Origin of the sequence: Yoonia maricola (assembly GCF_002797915.1) — a bacterium.
GTDB classification, from domain to species: domain Bacteria; phylum Pseudomonadota; class Alphaproteobacteria; order Rhodobacterales; family Rhodobacteraceae; genus Yoonia; species Yoonia maricola.
In genome coordinates, this window is the sequence record NZ_PGTY01000001.1 from 944254 (window position 1) to 961377 (window position 17124).

19 protein-coding genes are annotated in these 17124 nt (G+C 55.5%); 14 read left to right on the plus strand and 5 right to left on the minus strand.

Annotated elements, in window-relative coordinates; translation table 11 throughout:
* Positions 1 to 44: 44 nt before the first annotated feature.
* Entirely contained in the window at positions 45 to 1169 is a 1125-nt protein-coding gene (locus tag BC777_RS04740) for a LysM peptidoglycan-binding domain-containing protein (protein WP_100366975.1), read from the minus strand.
* A 363-nt stretch (positions 1170 to 1532) separates the two neighbouring features.
* Between BC777_RS04740 and yghU the strand changes: the two genes are divergently transcribed.
* From yghU to ilvN, 3 genes are all read left to right on the plus strand, one after another.
* On the plus strand, positions 1533 to 2399 hold the full coding sequence (gene yghU / locus BC777_RS04750) for a glutathione-dependent disulfide-bond oxidoreductase (RefSeq protein ID WP_100366977.1): 867 nt from the start codon (positions 1533 to 1535) through the stop codon (positions 2397 to 2399).
* Between the two features lie 313 nt (positions 2400 to 2712).
* Complete coding sequence (locus BC777_RS04755; RefSeq protein WP_100366978.1) at positions 2713 to 4467, plus strand: acetolactate synthase 3 large subunit; 1755 nt, start codon at positions 2713 to 2715, stop codon at positions 4465 to 4467.
* Between the two features lie 81 nt (positions 4468 to 4548).
* A complete protein-coding gene (gene ilvN / locus BC777_RS04760) occupies positions 4549 to 5109 on the plus strand; it encodes an acetolactate synthase small subunit (RefSeq protein ID WP_100366979.1) in 561 nt (186 codons plus the stop codon).
* A gap of 24 nt (positions 5110 to 5133) precedes the next feature.
* On the opposite strand, the gene BC777_RS04765 is transcribed toward ilvN, so the two are convergent.
* Together BC777_RS04765 and BC777_RS04770 are read right to left on the minus strand one after the other, a co-directional pair.
* On the minus strand, positions 5134 to 5373 hold the full coding sequence (locus BC777_RS04765) for a hypothetical protein (RefSeq protein WP_100366980.1): 240 nt from the start codon (positions 5371 to 5373) through the stop codon (positions 5134 to 5136).
* Positions 5374 to 5613: 240 nt separating this feature from the next.
* Complete coding sequence (locus tag BC777_RS04770) at positions 5614 to 5856, minus strand: EF-hand domain-containing protein (protein ID WP_100366981.1); 243 nt, start codon at positions 5854 to 5856, stop codon at positions 5614 to 5616.
* Between the two features lie 331 nt (positions 5857 to 6187).
* On the opposite strand from BC777_RS04770, the gene BC777_RS04775 reads away from it, so the two are divergent.
* Genes BC777_RS04775 through BC777_RS04790 form a run of 4 tightly spaced genes read left to right on the plus strand, consistent with a single transcriptional unit; the run spans position 6188 to position 9937 of the window.
* Positions 6188 to 7330, plus strand: coding sequence for an aromatic ring-hydroxylating oxygenase subunit alpha (locus BC777_RS04775; protein ID WP_100366982.1), 1143 nt, complete (start codon positions 6188 to 6190; stop codon positions 7328 to 7330).
* On the plus strand, positions 7327 to 7536 hold the full coding sequence (locus BC777_RS04780) for a hypothetical protein (protein ID WP_100366983.1): 210 nt from the start codon (positions 7327 to 7329) through the stop codon (positions 7534 to 7536). The genes BC777_RS04775 and BC777_RS04780 overlap by 4 nt, the downstream gene beginning before the upstream one ends.
* Positions 7537 to 7596: 60 nt before the next feature.
* Positions 7597 to 8538 carry a nucleoside hydrolase gene (locus BC777_RS04785; RefSeq protein WP_100366984.1) on the plus strand — a complete coding sequence of 314 codons (942 nt, stop codon included), beginning with the start codon at positions 7597 to 7599 and terminating at the stop codon, positions 8536 to 8538.
* Between the two features lies 1 nt (position 8539).
* Complete coding sequence (locus BC777_RS04790) at positions 8540 to 9937, plus strand: protein adenylyltransferase SelO (protein ID WP_100366985.1); 1398 nt, start codon at positions 8540 to 8542, stop codon at positions 9935 to 9937.
* A 67-nt stretch (positions 9938 to 10004) separates the two neighbouring features.
* On the opposite strand, the gene BC777_RS04795 is transcribed toward BC777_RS04790, so the two are convergent.
* Positions 10005 to 10550: a peptidylprolyl isomerase gene (locus tag BC777_RS04795; RefSeq protein ID WP_100366986.1), complete on the minus strand. Its 546-nt coding sequence runs from the start codon at positions 10548 to 10550 to the stop codon at positions 10005 to 10007.
* Positions 10543 to 11049: a peptidylprolyl isomerase gene (locus BC777_RS04800; RefSeq protein WP_100366987.1), complete on the minus strand. Its 507-nt coding sequence runs from the start codon at positions 11047 to 11049 to the stop codon at positions 10543 to 10545. Before BC777_RS04800 ends, BC777_RS04795 begins: the two co-directional genes overlap by 8 nt.
* A gap of 132 nt (positions 11050 to 11181) precedes the next feature.
* On the opposite strand from BC777_RS04800, the gene BC777_RS04805 reads away from it, so the two are divergent.
* From BC777_RS04805 to BC777_RS04835, 7 genes are all read left to right on the plus strand, one after another.
* Positions 11182 to 12357, plus strand: coding sequence for a phosphoglycerate kinase (locus BC777_RS04805; RefSeq protein WP_100366988.1), 1176 nt, complete (start codon positions 11182 to 11184; stop codon positions 12355 to 12357).
* 95 nt (positions 12358 to 12452) lie between these two features.
* On the plus strand, positions 12453 to 13382 hold the full coding sequence (locus tag BC777_RS04810) for a class I fructose-bisphosphate aldolase (RefSeq protein ID WP_100366989.1): 930 nt from the start codon (positions 12453 to 12455) through the stop codon (positions 13380 to 13382).
* Between the two features lie 38 nt (positions 13383 to 13420).
* On the plus strand, positions 13421 to 13885 hold the full coding sequence (locus BC777_RS04815; protein WP_100366990.1) for an SRPBCC family protein: 465 nt from the start codon (positions 13421 to 13423) through the stop codon (positions 13883 to 13885).
* A gap of 110 nt (positions 13886 to 13995) precedes the next feature.
* On the plus strand, positions 13996 to 14295 hold the full coding sequence (locus BC777_RS04820; RefSeq protein ID WP_168769076.1) for an FtsB family cell division protein: 300 nt from the start codon (positions 13996 to 13998) through the stop codon (positions 14293 to 14295).
* A gap of 145 nt (positions 14296 to 14440) precedes the next feature.
* Positions 14441 to 15442: a pyruvate dehydrogenase (acetyl-transferring) E1 component subunit alpha gene (pdhA, locus tag BC777_RS04825; RefSeq protein WP_100366991.1), complete on the plus strand. Its 1002-nt coding sequence runs from the start codon at positions 14441 to 14443 to the stop codon at positions 15440 to 15442.
* 3 nt (positions 15443 to 15445) lie between these two features.
* Entirely contained in the window at positions 15446 to 16813 is a 1368-nt protein-coding gene (locus BC777_RS04830; protein WP_100366992.1) for a pyruvate dehydrogenase complex E1 component subunit beta, read from the plus strand.
* Positions 16814 to 16825: 12 nt separating this feature from the next.
* Positions 16826 to 17113: a DUF5076 domain-containing protein gene (locus BC777_RS04835; protein WP_100366993.1), complete on the plus strand. Its 288-nt coding sequence runs from the start codon at positions 16826 to 16828 to the stop codon at positions 17111 to 17113.
* Positions 17114 to 17124: the final 11 nt, after the last annotated feature.

A 17124-nucleotide genomic window follows, 5' to 3' on the forward strand; every position in this document is an offset into this window, starting at 1 on the left:
AAAATAGCCCCGCGCCTTGGGATACGCGGGGCCATCTTCAGGCGTTAGTTTTCGACGGTATCGCGGATGCCTTCGCGTACAATATTAAACCACTCGCCAGACAGTCGCAGTTCTTGCAGACCCGCGTTGATGATGGGCAACGCTTCATTCGCGAACGCGTTGTTTTTGGACACGAAGACATGCATCGTCACACCTGATGTCAGGGCTTCAAGCTTGGTGATCTGACCTTCCAGACCCAGCTCGCGGTAGTCCTCTTCTGCGGGCAGCGCATCGAGCGTCACAATATCGACCTCGCCGTTCTGCAATAATTCCCAACAGCCATTTTGTGGTACCGTTGTGCGCAATTCAACATTAGGGGGCATCAACCGCTGCGCCTCAAGGTCAAACGTGAACCAAGCTTCTGGACGGCAGAGCGTCGCGCCAAAGAGGTCAGAATAGCTGGCCGCGTTCTGATACTCTCCTCCAGCCAGCGTATAGTATCCCACAAGGGCTTCATAAAGTGGCGCGGAGTGATTGAAATCTGTGCAGCGATACGCGCTGGCCGGCGACAGGTTTTCAACACGGTCACAGTCAGGCTTGAACCACGGGAACACCATATCAATGGCGCCTGAGGGCAGCAGTGTTTCAAGGTGCGACCCCCAGTCGTTGATAAACAGCATATCAAACTCTTGATCCGGATTGCCGACTTCCATCGACCGGCTGACCATCCGCGTGATCAGGCCGCCACCGGGGGCGTCCTCATCTGTGAATGGGGCATAGCCAGTTGCGGTGGCAATCCGCAGCGAACGACCCGGCTGGGCTGTTGTCGGCGCGGGTGCGGGGGCAGCATCAGCAGTGCCGGTTGCGACGCGAACCACGCCTGTGGGCAAAGAACCATCTTCACACGGTATGGTCAGCACCTGCCCCACTTCAAGAATATTGGGGCTTTCCAGCACATTTGTATTTGCATCAAAGAGCGCCTGAAAACCACCAGCCACGCCTGCAGTATCGGCAATCGTACTTAGTCTATCACCGCTGATCACCGTATGGGTTGAACACAACTCCTGCGCGGCCGCTTGCTGTGGCGTGCTCAGCATAAGGCCCGACGCGGCCAAAGTAGCAACAGCAAGGCTTGTTGATGTCAAAGCGACACTCTTCGGCAGGCTGTGATACAATTTTGATCTGGTCATGAGTTCTCGCTTTATTGTGTTTCCTTAATTGCTTTTATCCTTTGAATAGCGGCGAAATGTTGACGAAAACGGGGTAAATAGGAAATTGTCATTTTTTAGCGACAACTGTTGTTGGTATTCTGCACCGCTAGCACCTAAGATCGAGGTGCCCGCTTTTCTCAAATTTCCACCATCAATTATTGAGAAGAGCCAGCGCAAATATTCGAATACCACATGATGAATGCACCGCTGTAGCGCCAACGCGTCAAGAGTTTTCAGCCCGCACTTTACGGCGACAGTCTCATTGTCCATCACCAAAGACTTGCTGTTGCGACATTCCGCCCCACATCCACTTACATCAACATTCTCAACAATGGATCATCCATGCCTGATACACCCGCCTACACCCCGCCAAAAGTCTGGACCTGGGACACACAAAGCGGTGGCAAATTCGCCAGCATCAACCGGCCAATCGCTGGACCTACGCATGACAAGGATTTGCCTGTTGCCAAACACCCCCTGCAACTACATTCGCTGGCCACGCCAAATGGCGTGAAAGTGACGGTCATGCTGGAAGAGCTGTTAGCGGCAGGTCACGCCGCCGAATACGATGCATGGCTGATTAACATCCAAGAAGGTGATCAATTCAGCAGTGGTTTTGTGGACGTAAACCCCAACTCCAAAATCCCCGCGCTCTTTGACAAGGAAACAGGTGTGCGCGTGTTCGAAAGTGGTGCAATCCTGCTTTATCTGGCGGAAAAATACGGGGCCTTCTTGCCCAAGGGCACGGCCGAACGCACCGAGACCCTCAACTGGCTGTTCTGGTTGCAAGGCTCTGCCCCCTATCTGGGCGGAGGGTTTGGACATTTCTACGCCTATGCGCCTGAAAAATTCGAATACGCCATCAATCGCTTTGCAATGGAAGCCAAACGCCAGTTGGATGTCCTTAACCAGCGGCTAGAAGACTGCGAGTATCTTGGCGGGGACACCTATTCCATTGCGGATATGGCCACTGCACCTTGGTATGGCGGTTTGGTCAAAGGGCAGCTTTATGAGGCAGCAGAATTCCTTGATGTCGCATCTTATGAGCACGTCAACCGCTGGGCTGACACCGTGATGGCGCGGCCCGCCTATGCGCGTGGCAAGATGGTCAACCGCGCGTGGGGTGAACCGTCAGAACAATTGCGTGAACGCCATCATGCGGACGACTTTGCAACGCAGACTTGGGACAAAATCGGCGACGACGCTTAATACCAGCACCTTAGCTTGCCGCATACGCGAGCTTCGGCGCATGATTACACATGCGCCGAAGCCTTATTGGAAATAAAATTACCAAAAACAACCCAATCACGACATTTTCTCCACTTGCACTGTTGACCCTCCTGCTGCGCCACACTATTGTCTGGCCACACAAAGGAACAATCATGACACACGTCGTACTAATTGTGAGAAAGATGCGCATGGGCCGGTAACGGTAAAACCATAACGATCCCATGCGCCCCCGAAGAAACTCGGGGGTTTTTTTATGACTACGGCAAACGACAAGCGATAGGACGCGAGACAGATGACAAAAGCCATGACGGGCGCAAAAATGGTAGTTCAGGCACTGATTGATCAGGGCGTGGACACGGTCTTTGGATACCCCGGTGGTGCCGTCCTTCCGATCTATGACGAGATTTTTCAGCAAAACAGCATCAAGCATGTGCTGGTGCGCCATGAACAAGGTGCTGTGCATGCTGCAGAAGGCTATGCCCGGTCCACAGGCAAACCCGGTGTTGCACTGGTGACATCCGGCCCCGGTGCCACAAACGCTGTAACCGGCCTGACCGATGCGCTGATGGACAGCATTCCGATTATCGTTCTAACAGGTCAGGTGCCAACCTTCATGATCGGCTCTGACGCATTTCAGGAATGCGATACCATTGGGATCACCCGCCCTTGCACCAAGCATAACTGGCTGGTGAAAGAAACTGACAAGCTGGCGTCGGTTATGCATGAAGCATTCCACATCGCCACGTCAGGCCGCCCCGGCCCTGTTGTCATCGACATCCCCAAGGATGTGCAATTCGCCACTGGCACCTACACCGAGGCGCGTCAGGTAGAGACGCATTACAACCCGCCGGTCAAAGGTGACATGGAGATGATAACCGAACTGGCCAAGGCGATGGAGACAGCCAAGCGGCCTTTGTTCTATACCGGTGGCGGTGTCATAAATTCCGGCCCTGCGGCGTCGCAACTGCTGCGTGAACTGGTGGCGGCAACCGATTTCCCGATCACGTCCACCCTGATGGGTCTGGGCTGCTATCCTGCCTCGGGTGAAAACTGGTTGGGCATGCTGGGCATGCACGGTCTTTACGAGGCCAACATGGCGATGCACGACTGCGATCTGATGATCAACATCGGCGCGCGCTTTGACGACCGGATTACCGGGCGTCTAGATGCCTTCAGCCCAGGATCGACCAAGGCGCATATCGACATCGACGCGTCTTCCATCAACAAAGTGATCAAGGTCGATATCCCGATCTTGGGTGATGTCGCCCACGTACTAGAAGACCTGCTGAACGTATGGAAGTCTCGTGGGCGCAAAACGGACAAGGAAGCGGTACAAAAGTGGAAGCACCAGATCAACGACTGGCGCAAGGTTGACTGTCTGGCATTCAAACAAGAAGGCAAAGTGATCAAGCCGCAATACGCGCTGGCACGTCTGGAAGAGCTGACCAAAAAGCACGACCGCTATATCTGCACTGAAGTCGGCCAACACCAGATGTGGGCGGCCCAGTACTTGGGGTTTGAGGACCCCAACCGCTGGATGACATCCGGTGGCTTGGGTACAATGGGCTACGGTTTCCCTGCGTCCATCGGCGTACAGATGGGCCATCCTGATGCGTTGGTCATCAACGTGGCAGGGGAGGCCTCTTGGCTGATGAACATGCAAGAGCTGGGCACAGCCATGCAATACGGCCTGCCCGTGAAACAGTTCATCCTGAACAACGAACGGCTTGGCATGGTGCGCCAGTGGCAAGAGCTGCTGCATGGTGAGCGCTATTCCTCCAGCTGGTCGGAAAGCCTGCCTGATTTCGTGAAACTGGCCGAGGCGTTTGGCGCGAAGGGCATTATTTGCGACGATCCGGATAATCTGGACGACGCAATCATGGAAATGCTGAACCACGACGGCCCTGTTCTGTTCGACTGTCTGGTGGAAAAGCACGAAAACTGCTTCCCGATGATCCCGTCTGGCAAGCCACATAATGAGATGCTGCTGGGTGAGAACGCGGATACGGCGAATGCCATCCAAGCTGGCGGAGCGGTAATGGTGTGATCCATATCGGTCTGCACGCATTGTGCACAGGCTGTGTATGCCCCGGTGTACCAATAAGATAACGTTTAAAGGGACAAACAGATGTCACCGCTCAAAATCAAAAAAGGCTCTACCAGCCATTCCGCCTATGACCTACGACCTACGTTTTCTGACAAGGAAGAACGTCATACGCTCGCCGTGCTTGTCGAAAACGAACCCGGCGTCCTCTCGCGTGTTATTGGCCTGTTTGCCGGGCGCGGGTACAACATCGATAGCCTGACTGTGGCCGAAGTCGATCATCTGGGCCACCGCAGCCGCATTACGATTGTCACACGGGGTACACCGCAGATCATCGTACAGATCAAGGCGCAACTGGGGCGCATTGTCGATGTGCATAAAGTCAATGACCTGACTGTCGAGGGGCCATCCGTGGAACGTGAATTAGCCTTGTTCAAGGTCGAAGGGACAGGCGAGCATCGGATCGAGGCCATACGCTTGGCCGATATCTTCCGGGCAAATGTGGTCGACAGCACCTTGTCTTCATTCGTCTTTGAGATCACGGGCACATCAGAAAAAGTCGATGCCTTCGCGGAACTGATGCAACCCCTGGGCTTGCAGGAAATTGCCCGCACCGGCGTCGCTGCCCTGTCGCGTGGGACCTGACGCCGGTGCGGTCAGTCCCTTTGTCTAACGGTCATCAATAGTGATGTCGTAACTATCTTCCTCGGCGGCATCGACGACATAATCATTGTTGGTGTCGATAATGGAAAACTCAACCGGATCAAGATCGTCATAGGCGACACTCATTTCTTGATATGTCATGCCATCTGCACTGGACGGGTTGTCAAATGAATATTCATTCGCCCCACATCCGGTGAGCGCAACAGCGCCCAAAATCATCACTGAACCAAGTTTGAAGAAAGTCATGTTTAGCCCCTTTCGGATATTGGTTTAAGCGGACCGGGTGGTCATAAACCACCGGCGGAACCTGCCAATTCAACGTGTTAGGGTTGGTCTTTTGTCGGTCACAAATTTGTGACAAAACCCATTCAGCGGGAGGATGCTGAATGGGCTCTTTCGCAATCCCCCGCGCCCGATTGGGGCGTGACGCGAGGGACGCAGTGGGCGGCCCGGATCAGAGGCTGATCACAGACCACGCGCCACTTCTTAGGCTGGCAGGAGGCCAGCTTCTGTCGCAACAGCGATCTCATCGGCATCCAGCAGGCCGTCGCCTGATGTATCAAGAATGGTGAAATCGTCTTCTGTCATCTCCGGCATGACCGCCTGAAGTTCAGGATAGCTGTACATGCCGTCGCCGTTTACATCGATTGCGGCGTTTTGGGCAAAGCCGGGAACAGCCAGCGCGGAAAGTACTGCAATTGGTGCAATCAGCTTAAGTGTACGTGTCATTTGTATTCTCCTACTTAAGGACATGAAGAAGACATTGTTGCCTTCCTCAACACAGATGGCGGTCCTGCCCCTACCTTTCCATAGCGTGGCGAGAAAGAGAAGATTTGCGGCATTCCTGCGCCACATTGTGGGGTCTTGGTGCGCAGAACCACGCTGAGATTCCACCCCCCTGCCTGAACTGGCAATTGTGGGCCGAAGGTGGGTGCGCCAAATGGCAAACATCGGCCAATTGCCGTATGTTGATGTCGCTGTGAGAAAAGGCGCCGTCGCGGGAAGACCGTATTCTGCGGCCTTACTTTGCTATGTTTTGAAAAGCACAAGGATTCAAATCATGGCCAAAGATATTGCCCCAAACGCCCTTGAGGCGGTGCGCCAACCAATTGAAACCGCCCACGGTTTGCCCAATGCCCATTATATTGACCCCGCTATGTTCGCGGTGGAAAAGCAGGCTGTACTATGCGCCAATTGGGCGGGCCTTGCCGTTGCGGCTGATGTACGAGAACCGGGTGATGCCAAACCGATTGAATTTCTAGGTATCCCGCTTTTGCTGCTTCGCGACCGTGCCGGTCAGGTCCGCGTATTCCAGAATATCTGCCGCCACCGCGGGATGATCCTTGTTTCAGAAGACAGGAAGATCGAAGGCGCCATCCGCTGCCCTTATCATTCGTGGTGCTACGGCACCGATGGCACGCTTGTCTCCACCCCCCATGTCGGCGGGCCGGGGCAGAATACCCATGATGCGATCGACAAATCAACGCTAGGATTGATCGAGGTGCGCAGCCACATCTGGTTTGATACCGTGTTTATCAACATCGACGGCAATGCCGCCCCGTTCGAAAAGGTCCATGCCGATCTGATCGCCCGTTGGTCCGACTTCGACCAACCGATGTATCATGGCGGCCCAGACAGCCGTTTTATGCTGGAGGTTCAGACCAACTGGAAGCTCGCGGTCGAGAATTACTGCGAAAGCTATCACCTGCCATGGGTCCACCCCGGTCTCAACAGTTATTCCCGGCTGGAGGATCATTATAACATCAACGAGAGAGGCAAATACTCTGGCCAAGGCACCCTTGTTTACCGTCAGATCACGGGTGACGATGGTGTCGTCTTCCCCGATTTTGCGGACCTTGATGACAAATGGACCGAGGGCGGCGAATACATCACCGTCTATCCCAATGTCCTGTTGGGGGTGCAGCGTGACCATATGTTTGTCATCGTGCTGGAACCCGTGAACCATGCCCAGACCCGCGAACATATACATCTTTATTATTCCGCCGCTGAAACGGATGACGCCTTGCGCGCAAAGAACACGGCCCAATGGCGTGAGGTTTTTGAAGAGGACGTCTTTGTCGTCGAAGGCATGCAACAAGGCCGCCATGCCCCCGGTTTTGACGGTGGCCGCTTTAGCCCGGCGATGGACGGCCCCACCCATTGCTTTCATGATTGGATCGCGGATCACGTCGCGCGCGTATGAAAACGCTCCAAGACCGTTTGCTAGCGGCGCATGCACGCGATGACCGCAAAGCGCTTGTCACGCTTTATGCCGAAGCTGCCGACAACACCAACAACGTTGATGCCGCCTGTTTCTACCTCACCCACGCCTATATCTTCGCACTGGAGCTTGGTGATCCCGTCTCAGAGGTACTTTATCAGCGGCTCAAAGCCGAAGGTCGCGTCTGACCCCTTGCCCCTGCCCGCCCTTCGGCGCACCTTAGCGGGCAAGCAAGACAGGATCAGAATATGGCCCCCCGCAAGATCATTATCGACACAGACCCCGGCCAGGACGATGCTGTCGCGATCTTGCTCGCCCTCGCTTCGCCCGAGGATATCGAGGTGCTGGGAATTACCGCTGTCGCAGGCAACGTGCCGCTGCCCCTGACCGAAAAGAACACACGAATTGTGTGTGAATTGGCTGGCAAGCCTGAAACAAAGGTCTTCGCAGGATGCGCTGCACCAATGAAACGCAAACTGGTCACGGCAGAGCATGTGCATGGCAAAACCGGGCTTGACGGCCCGCAAATGGCTGACCCCACGATGCCGCTGCAAGACCAGCACGCGGTCGATTTCATCATCGAAACGCTACGGTCCGAACCGGCAGGCACCGTCACGCTCTGCCCTATTGGGCCACTGACTAATATCGCTGTTGCATTTGAACGTGCGCCCGACATCATCGAGCGTGTGCAAGAGATTGTCCTGATGGGCGGCGCCTATTTTGAGGTCGGCAACATCACCCCGACGGCAGAATTCAACATCTACGTGGACCCAGAGGCCGCCAAGATCGTGTTCGGCGCAGGCGCGCCCTTGGTTGTCATGCCGCTGGACGTCACGCACAAGGCATTGACCACGCGCAACCGCATCGACGCTTTCCGCTCCATGCATACGAAAGTGGGCGATATGGTCGCCGCATGGACCGACTTTTTCGAACGCTTCGACATGGAAAAATACGGCTCTGAAGGCGCGCCGCTGCACGACCCCTGCACCATTGCCTATCTGATCGAACCGCAGCTTTTTGAGGGCCGCCATATCAATGTCGAGATCGAAACAGAGGCCGAACTGACCTTGGGCATGACCGTCGCCGATTGGTGGCGCGTCACTGACCGACCCGCAAATGCAATGTTCATGAAGGACATCGACGCATCGGGGTTCTATGCGCTGCTTGCGGCCCGTCTGGCACGGCTCTAGGATGCATATCCCATTTGATAACACATACGCACAACTGCCTGCGCAAATGTATACCGCGCAACTGCCAACGCCTGTCAACGCACCGCAGATGATCGCCTATAACGCTGATCTTGCGGCGATCCTTGGCATTGATCCGGCTGACCTTGATACACCAGAGGCCGCTCAGGTCTTCGCAGGCAACCACATCCCCGATGGTGCCGTCCCACTCTCGCAAGTCTACGCAGGTCATCAATTCGGCAATTGGAATCCGCAACTTGGTGATGGCCGCGCGGTCTTGCTGGGTGAGGTCGTGGGCACGGATGGTATCCGTCGCGATATCCAACTTAAAGGCTCCGGCCCCACCCCCTATTCACGACAGGGCGACGGGCGCGCATGGCTGGGCCCAGTGATACGCGAATACCTCGTCTCTGAGGCGATGCATGCAATGGGTGTCCCCACAACCCGCGCGCTGGCCGCCGTGACCACGGGTGAGGATGTTTACCGAGAAGAAGTTTTCCCCGGCGCCGTCATCGCCCGCGTTGCCCAAAGTTATATCCGTGTCGGCACTTTCCAATATTTCGCCAGTCGCGGCGACATGACAGCGCTACACGCACTGACCGACCATGTCATCGCACGGCACTACCCGCAGGCAAACGGTCCCGCCGAACTGCTTGATCTGGTAATCGCCCGCTATGCGGGGCTGATCGCGAAATGGATGGGGCTGGGGTTCATTCACGGGGTGATGAATACCGATAACGTGTCCATCGCGGGTGAAACGATCGATTACGGCCCCTGCGCCTTCATTGATGGCTTTCATCCCGACAGTGTATTCAGTGCCATCGACCAATTCGGGCGCTATGCGTACTCCAATCAACCGGGCATCGGCGCGTGGAATATGGCGCAATTCGCGACAGCCCTCATTCCGCTGATGCCCGAGCGCGAAGCTGCAATCACGGATTTCACCGCCGCAGTTCATCGCATGCCGGGCATTTACGAGACCGAGTGGTTAAATGTATTCCGAACAAAGCTTGGCATTGCAAATCCTGACGAAGGTGACCACTCCTTAATCACCGATCTGCTTGATCTGATGACCAAGGACGGGGCCGACTTTACCAATACTTTCTCCAATCTGCATACCGCCGCCGCGCGCGATCAATTCATCAATCGCGATGCATTTGATGCCTGGGCGCAACGCTGGCATCAACGCAACCCGGCGCATGATCTGATGATGCGGGCCAACCCGCAGGTCATCCCGCGCAATCACCGCATTGAAGAGGTTATCGTGGCAGGCCGGCACGGCGACTATGCGCCGTTCCATGCTCTTTTGGCTGCCGTGACCCAGCCTGATCAGCTGCACCCCGATTTCGCCCGCGCACCCAGCAAAGACGAGCAGGTCACACGGACATTTTGCGGGACTTAGGCCAAGTCTTTCTTCGGCCAATCAAACGTTCACCGCCAGCATCAAGGCTTGATGCTGGCGCGCAGCTTTATTCCGTCACGCGCACCGCTGACATCATATCAGGCTCACCGATCACAGCACCATTGGCACCGGTGCCGCGCTTGATCTGATCTACCAGTTCCATGCCTTCGGTGACTTCGCCAACAACGGTATATTGACCATTCAGGAAATATCCCGGCTCAAACATGATGAAAAACTGACTATTGGCCGAATTCGGGTTTTGCCCGCGCGCCATACCAACAACACCGCGTTCAAATGGAATATCCGAGAATTCCGCCGGCAGATCGCCAAATTCAGATCCGCCGGTCCCAGCGCGGGACAGATCACCACCCATCACACCGTTTTGCACATCACCGGTCTGCGCCATAAAGCCGTCGATCACACGGTGAAAAACCACGCCATCATAGCTACCCGCCTCTGCAATCGCGGTAATTTGGGCCGTGTGAAGCGGTGCCGTCTCTTCGAAGAGGTCGATTACGATGGTGCCGTTGGCCTGACCTTTGACATCAATCTCCAGACCCGCGCTTAATGCAGGCGTGGCAACAACAGCCAGGATTGCGGCATACTTAAACATCCGCAGCGACCTTTACACTGATCATGCGATCAGGGTTCATCGGTGGCTCGCCACGCATGATGGCATCTACATGCTCCATGCCGGACACGACTTGGCCGTATACAGTGTATTGACCGTTCAAGAAGTCATTGTCCTTGAAATTGATAAAAAACTGGCTGTTCGCCGAGTTTGGATTCTGCGACCGCGCTGCACCAATGGACCCGCGCGCATGCGGGATCTTGGAAAATTCTGCGGGCAGATCAGGCATATCGGACCCGCCAGTGCCTGCACGACCAATGTTGAAATTGTCTTCCATATTGCCGTTGGCCACGTCGCCGGTTTGCGCCATGAAGCCGTCAATCACCCGGTGAAAACACACGTTGTCGTATTTACCTGCGCGCGCCAGTTCCTTCATCCGTGCGACATGCGCAGGGGCCACATCGGGCAGCAGTTCGATTGTCACGTCACCGTCTTTGAGTGTCATGATGATGGTGTTTTCGGGGTCTTTGATATCGGCCATGGGGCGCTCCTTAAATTCTCGTTCGCCCCTGACATATGACCCAAAGACACGATTGCCAAGCCAGTCCGGTTGACGCGGGCGCTTGATTGCCGCAACACCAGTATCAAATCGCACACGGACAGGAGCAGGACGATGGCTTGGAAAACACTTGATGACATGGATTTTGCAGGCAAGCGCGCCTTGGTCCGCGTGGATATCAATGTCCCTGTTGAGGATGGTGTGGTCACGGACACCACCCGGATTGAACGGATCATCCCCACAGTCGATGATATTCAGGACAAAGGCGGCAAGGTCATTTTGATGGCTCACTTCGGGCGGCCAAAAGGTCAGGTTGTGCCAGAGATGTCACTGGAACATATCGCGCCTGCAGTCGCGGACGTGCTTGGTTTGCCGGTCACTTGGGTCAATTCTGACTACGGCGATGCCGTGGCCGAGATGGAAGGCGACGAGGTTCTGTTGCTGGAAAACCTGCGTTTCAACCCCGGCGAAGAGAAGAACGATGAAGGTTTTGCCAAGAGACTGGCGAGCCTTGGTGATATCTACGTCAATGATGCCTTCTCTGCCGCCCACCGCGCGCATGCGAGTACCGAGGCGATTGCCCGCCTTCTGCCCGCGTGCGCAGGCCGTTTGATGGCCGAAGAATTGAGCGCGCTGGAAAAGGCGCTTGGCACGCCGGAGCGACCTGTGGTTGCTGTTGTGGGTGGGGCAAAGGTTTCTACCAAGCTGGATTTGCTGGGCAATCTGGTCGGCAAGGTTGATCATCTGGTGATTGGTGGCGGCATGGCGAATACATTTTTGGCCGCACAGGGCATGGATGTGGGCAAATCGCTTTGCGAGCATGATTTGGCAGAGACAGCGCGCGAGATTTTGGGCAAAGCCGAGGCCGCTGGTTGCGAGATCATTCTACCCCACGACATTGTCGTGGCGCGTGAATTCAAAGCAGGTGCCGCCAACGAAACACTGACACCCGACGCCTGCCCCCCAGATGCGATGATCCTTGATGCGGGGCAAGCGACGGTCACCTATATCAGTGACATTCTCGACAAAGCCAAAACCCTTGTCTGGAACGGCCCGCTGGGCGCCTTTGAGATCGCACCTTTTGATGCAGCCACAAATGCCGCCGCGGCCAAAGCGGCTTCTCTGTCAAAAGCAGGCCGATTGATTTCGGTTGCAGGCGGCGGCGATACGGTGGCAGCCCTCAATCAGGCGGGCGCTGCGGATGATTTCACCTATATCTCGACGGCCGGAGGGGCATTTTTGGAATGGATGGAAGGCAAGAAATTGCCGGGTGTGGCCGCTCTTGGCTAGCTGTTTGCGATAACATCACACCCGGTTGCGCTAACATATTTGCAACCCCAGCTCAGTGACCCTATCGGTGCATTAACACTGAAAAGGGGCTTGTTATGAAAACCACCAGAACCGTTCAAAAAATCCTGTCCAACTATGAAGGTGAAACGCCCGGCGTAAAGGCGAAGCTGGCCGGTATATTGATGAATGGTAAGCTGGGTGGCACGGGCAAGATGATTATCCTGCCGGTGGATCAGGGCTTCGAACATGGGCCAGCCCGGTCATTCGCGCCCAACCCCGGCGGATACGACCCCCACTATCACTATCAGCTGGCGATTGACGCAGGGCTTAATGCCTATGCCGCCCCCTTGGGCATGATCGAGGCAGGCGCAGATACCTTTGCAGGCCAGATTCCGACAATTCTGAAAGTGAACTCTGCCAACTCACTGATCCCGGACGCTGCACCCAAGACGCAGGCGATTACGGCATCCGTTGATGACGCCCTGCGCCTTGGCTGCTCGGCTATTGGATTTACGATCTATCCCGGCTCATCTGCGGCATTAAACATGTTCAGCGACATCGCCGAAATGCGCAAAGAGGCCGCAGCCAAGGGCATCGCCACGGTGATCTGGTCCTACCCACGCGGTGAGGCGCTGGATAAAGAGGGCGAGACCGCCATCGACATCGCAGCCTATGCCGCCCAGATTGCCGCACTGTTGGGCGCGCATATCATCAAGATCAAGTTGAGCACGGATCACCTGAGCCTGCCTGAGGCGAAGAAGGTTTATCAAAGCGAAAAGATCGACATTGCGACCCAAGCTGCACGCGTGCGCCATTGCGTGCAAAGCGCGTTTGATGGGCGCAGGTTGATGGTTTTCTCGGGTGGTGCGGCCAAAGGCGCTGATGCGGTTTATGACGATGCGCGCGCCATCCGCGGTGGTGGCGGCAACGGGTCGATCATCGGGCGTAACTCATTCCAGCGTGACCGGGATGATGCGTTGGCGATGCTGGGCAAGCTGATGGATATTTATCGCGGGAAAGCATAAGTCACACCGGGCATTGTACCACACTAGGAAGTCCCTGAATGCCTTATACAATTACGGTCGACGCCACCTATGGCGCGGATGCAGATCGCGTCTTTGAGGATGCTTTGGATTTTTCAGAAATGCAGGAGGCTATGAAGGGTCTTGCCGTCTATGAGGGCTTGCCCGACCGCGCCGTGCAGCAAGGTGATACAATTTACGTTGATGTCACAATGTTCAAAATTCTTAAAACGCGGGATCACTGCATGCATGTTGAACGCCTTGACCGGGATGCACGTATTGTTCAAAGCCGCGAGCACAACAAGGCGATCAAGCGTTGGGATCATACGCTCAGCGTCCAGCCTGTGGATGGCGGATGTCTCTGGCGGGACAGGATCGTTCTGGACGCGGGGCCGACGACATGTCTGACGGCGCGGTTCTGTCAGTTCGTTTACGCCCGGCGACATCGATTGCGCAAGGCACGCAGCATCCAGAAATCCATAGTCCGTGGCGAAGTTACGCCGTAGTCAGCGACTGAATTTAAGCAGTTTCATGCATTTAAGGGATTCCCTTTCCGAATCAGATGTGCGATTCTTACCCCCAGTCGCCCGTCAGAGGTGACGTTTGAGGCAGAGACATGATCCGACGCAGTGGCCCCCAACTTGGTGCTTTGTTTTACTTTCTTGGCATGATCATGCTGGGTTTGTATTTCACCTTTGCGGCCGTGCAGGGCGATTATGGGCTGTTCAAACGGATCGAGGTGAAAGCGGAAGGCGATGCGCTGGCGGTTGAACTGGCGGCCTTGCAGGAAGAGGTTGCGCGGATGGAAAACCTGACCGCGCGTTTGTCCGACAACTTTCTTGATCTTGACCTGCTGGATCAACAAGCGCGCGACGTGCTGGGCATGATCCGCGCAGATGAAATCGTGATCCGCTAAACCAAAACCCGTCATTCGGCTTACGCAACGCAGCTATGTTGGCTGCGCTTGACGAAGGGTCACTTTGACTCTCGCAATTTTTGCGCGCATGCTTTAGAATATAGTTTAATACTAAACTATATACGAATACGCTGGAGGAGTGCTCATGCCGCCCAAAAAGGCCGCCGCGAAACCCAACGTCTCAGCCGAGGAACTGCTGGGACATTACCGTGAAATGCTGTTGATCCGGCGATTTGAAGAGAAGGCAGGCCAGTTATACGGCATGGGCCTGATTGGCGGTTTCTGCCACCTCTACATCGGACAGGAAGCGGTTGTTGTGGGCCTTGAGGCTGCGGCAGACGAAGGCGACAAGCGCGTCACGTCTTACCGTGATCACGGTCATATGTTGGCTTGTGGCATGGACCCAAAGGGCATCATGGCAGAGCTGACGGGCCGCGAAGGTGGTTTTTCGAAGGGCAAAGGCGGCTCCATGCATATGTTCTCGAAAGAGAAACATTTTTATGGGGGTCACGGTATTGTTGCCGCACAGGTGCCGCTGGGTGCTGGCCTCGCCTTCGCCGACAAATACAAAGGCAATGACCGCGTCACCTTCGCCTATTTCGGTGATGGCGCTGCGAACCAAGGACAAGTTTACGAAACCTACAACATGGCCGAACTTTGGGACCTGCCCGTTGTTTTCGTCATTGAGAACAACCAATACGCCATGGGCACATCGGTGAAACGTTCCACCAAGTCCCCGTCTTTGTGGGAACGTGGTGCCGCCTACGGCATCCCCGGTGAAGAGGTGGACGGTATGTCCGTTCTGGCCGTCAAAGAGGCTGGTGAACGCGCTGTCGCCCACTGCCGCGCAAGCAAAGGCCCCTATATTCTGGAAGTGAAAACATACCGTTACCGTGGACACTCTATGTCCGACCCAGCCAAGTACCGGACCCGCGAAGAAGTGCAGAAGATGCGTGACGAGCGTGACCCGATCGAGCAGATCCGCGATATGCTGCTGACCGGCAAACACGCCACAGATGATGACCTCAAGGCCATCGACAAGGAAATCAAAGCGATTGTGAACGAAGCGGCTGAGTTCTCGAAAGAGAGCCCGGAGCCTGCTTTGGACGAGCTTTGGACAGATATTTACGCAGAAGTGGAGGCGTAAGCCATGGCAACTGAAATTCTGATGCCCGCCCTCTCGCCCACCATGGAAGAAGGCACATTGGCCAAATGGCTTGTCAAAGAGGGTGACACTGTTTCATCCGGCGACATCATGGCCGAGATCGAAACCGACAAAGCCACGATGGAATTCGAAGCCGTCGACGAAGGTATCGTTGGCAAGATCGTCATCGCCGAAGGCACCGAAGGTGTGAAGGTGAATGACGTCATCGCGATCCTTGTGGAAGAAGGCGAAGATGTACCTGCCGCCGGTGCAACCGCACCTGCTGCCCCTGCACCCGCCGCTGAGGCACCTGCCCCCGCGGCCGCGCCTGCCGCCGCTGCCCCCGAAGCACCGGTCGCTGATGCAACCCCCGATTGGGACACAGATGTTGAGGTCAAGCAGACCACAGTGCGTGAAGCCCTGCGCGATGCGATGGCCGAAGAGATGCGCCGCGATGAGGATGTTTTCCTCATGGGTGAGGAAGTGGCCGAATATCAGGGTGCCTATAAGATTTCCCAAGGTCTGCTGGACGAATTTGGCGCCAAACGCGTGATCGACACGCCCATTACCGAGCATGGTTTTGCCGGGATCGGGGTGGGCGCGGCCTTTGGTGGGTTGAAGCCAATCGTGGAGTTCATGACATTTAATTTCGCCATGCAAGCCATTGACCATATTATCAACTCTGCCGCCAAGACACTCTATATGTCGGGTGGTCAGATGGGTGCGCCAATGGTGTTCCGCGGTCCAAACGGTGCCGCAGCCCGCGTGGGTGCGCAACACAGCCAGGATTATGCGGCATGGTACATGCAGATCCCAGGTCTGAAGGTCGTTATGCCCTACTCGGCGGCAGACGCCAAAGGTCTGATGAAGACGGCGATCCGCGATCCGAACCCGGTGATCTTTCTTGAGAATGAAATCCTTTACGGCAAGTCCTTTGATGTACCGGTGATGGATGATTTCACCATTCCTTTCGGGAAGGCCAAGATCGAACGCGCGGGCGACGATGTCACTATCGTCAGCTTCGGCATCGGGATGACTTACGCGCTGGAAGCTGCTGAAAAGCTCGCTGCTGATGGGATCAACGCGGAGGTCATCAACCTGCGCTCTTTGCGTCCTATGGATACGGCGACGATCCTCGCCTCGGTGCGCAAGACCAACCGCTGTGTCACCGTCGAAGAAGGCTGGCCGCAAGGCAGCGTGGGTGGCTACATCAGCGGTGTGATCATGCAAGAGGCATTTGATTATCTGGACGCGCCGGTGATCACCTGCACAGGGAAAGATGTGCCGATGCCCTATGCCGCCAACCTTGAAAAACACGCTTTGCTGACCGCCGACGAAGTCGTCGATGCCTGCAAAAAAGTCACCTACCGTTAAGGAGCCAGCGCGATGCCGATGGATGATATAGAAATTGATTTTGAAATCGATGAAGCACTGCCACTGCTTGTTGGGTATGTGGATGAAGAGGGTGATTTCAACGTTCAAATCGATACAGATCAACTTGGTTCTGCAGAGAATGTGGGAATTATTTTGGCTTCGATTGAACAGCATATGGCAGGCGCTTTGGCTCATGCGGGCTTGGCTACGACCGAAGACCGCGCACTGACCGCGATCCGCGACGCTTATCAGGCCGAAATCGCCAATCCGACAAACAACAATGATGGCGGAATGCTTTAAACACGGAGGGC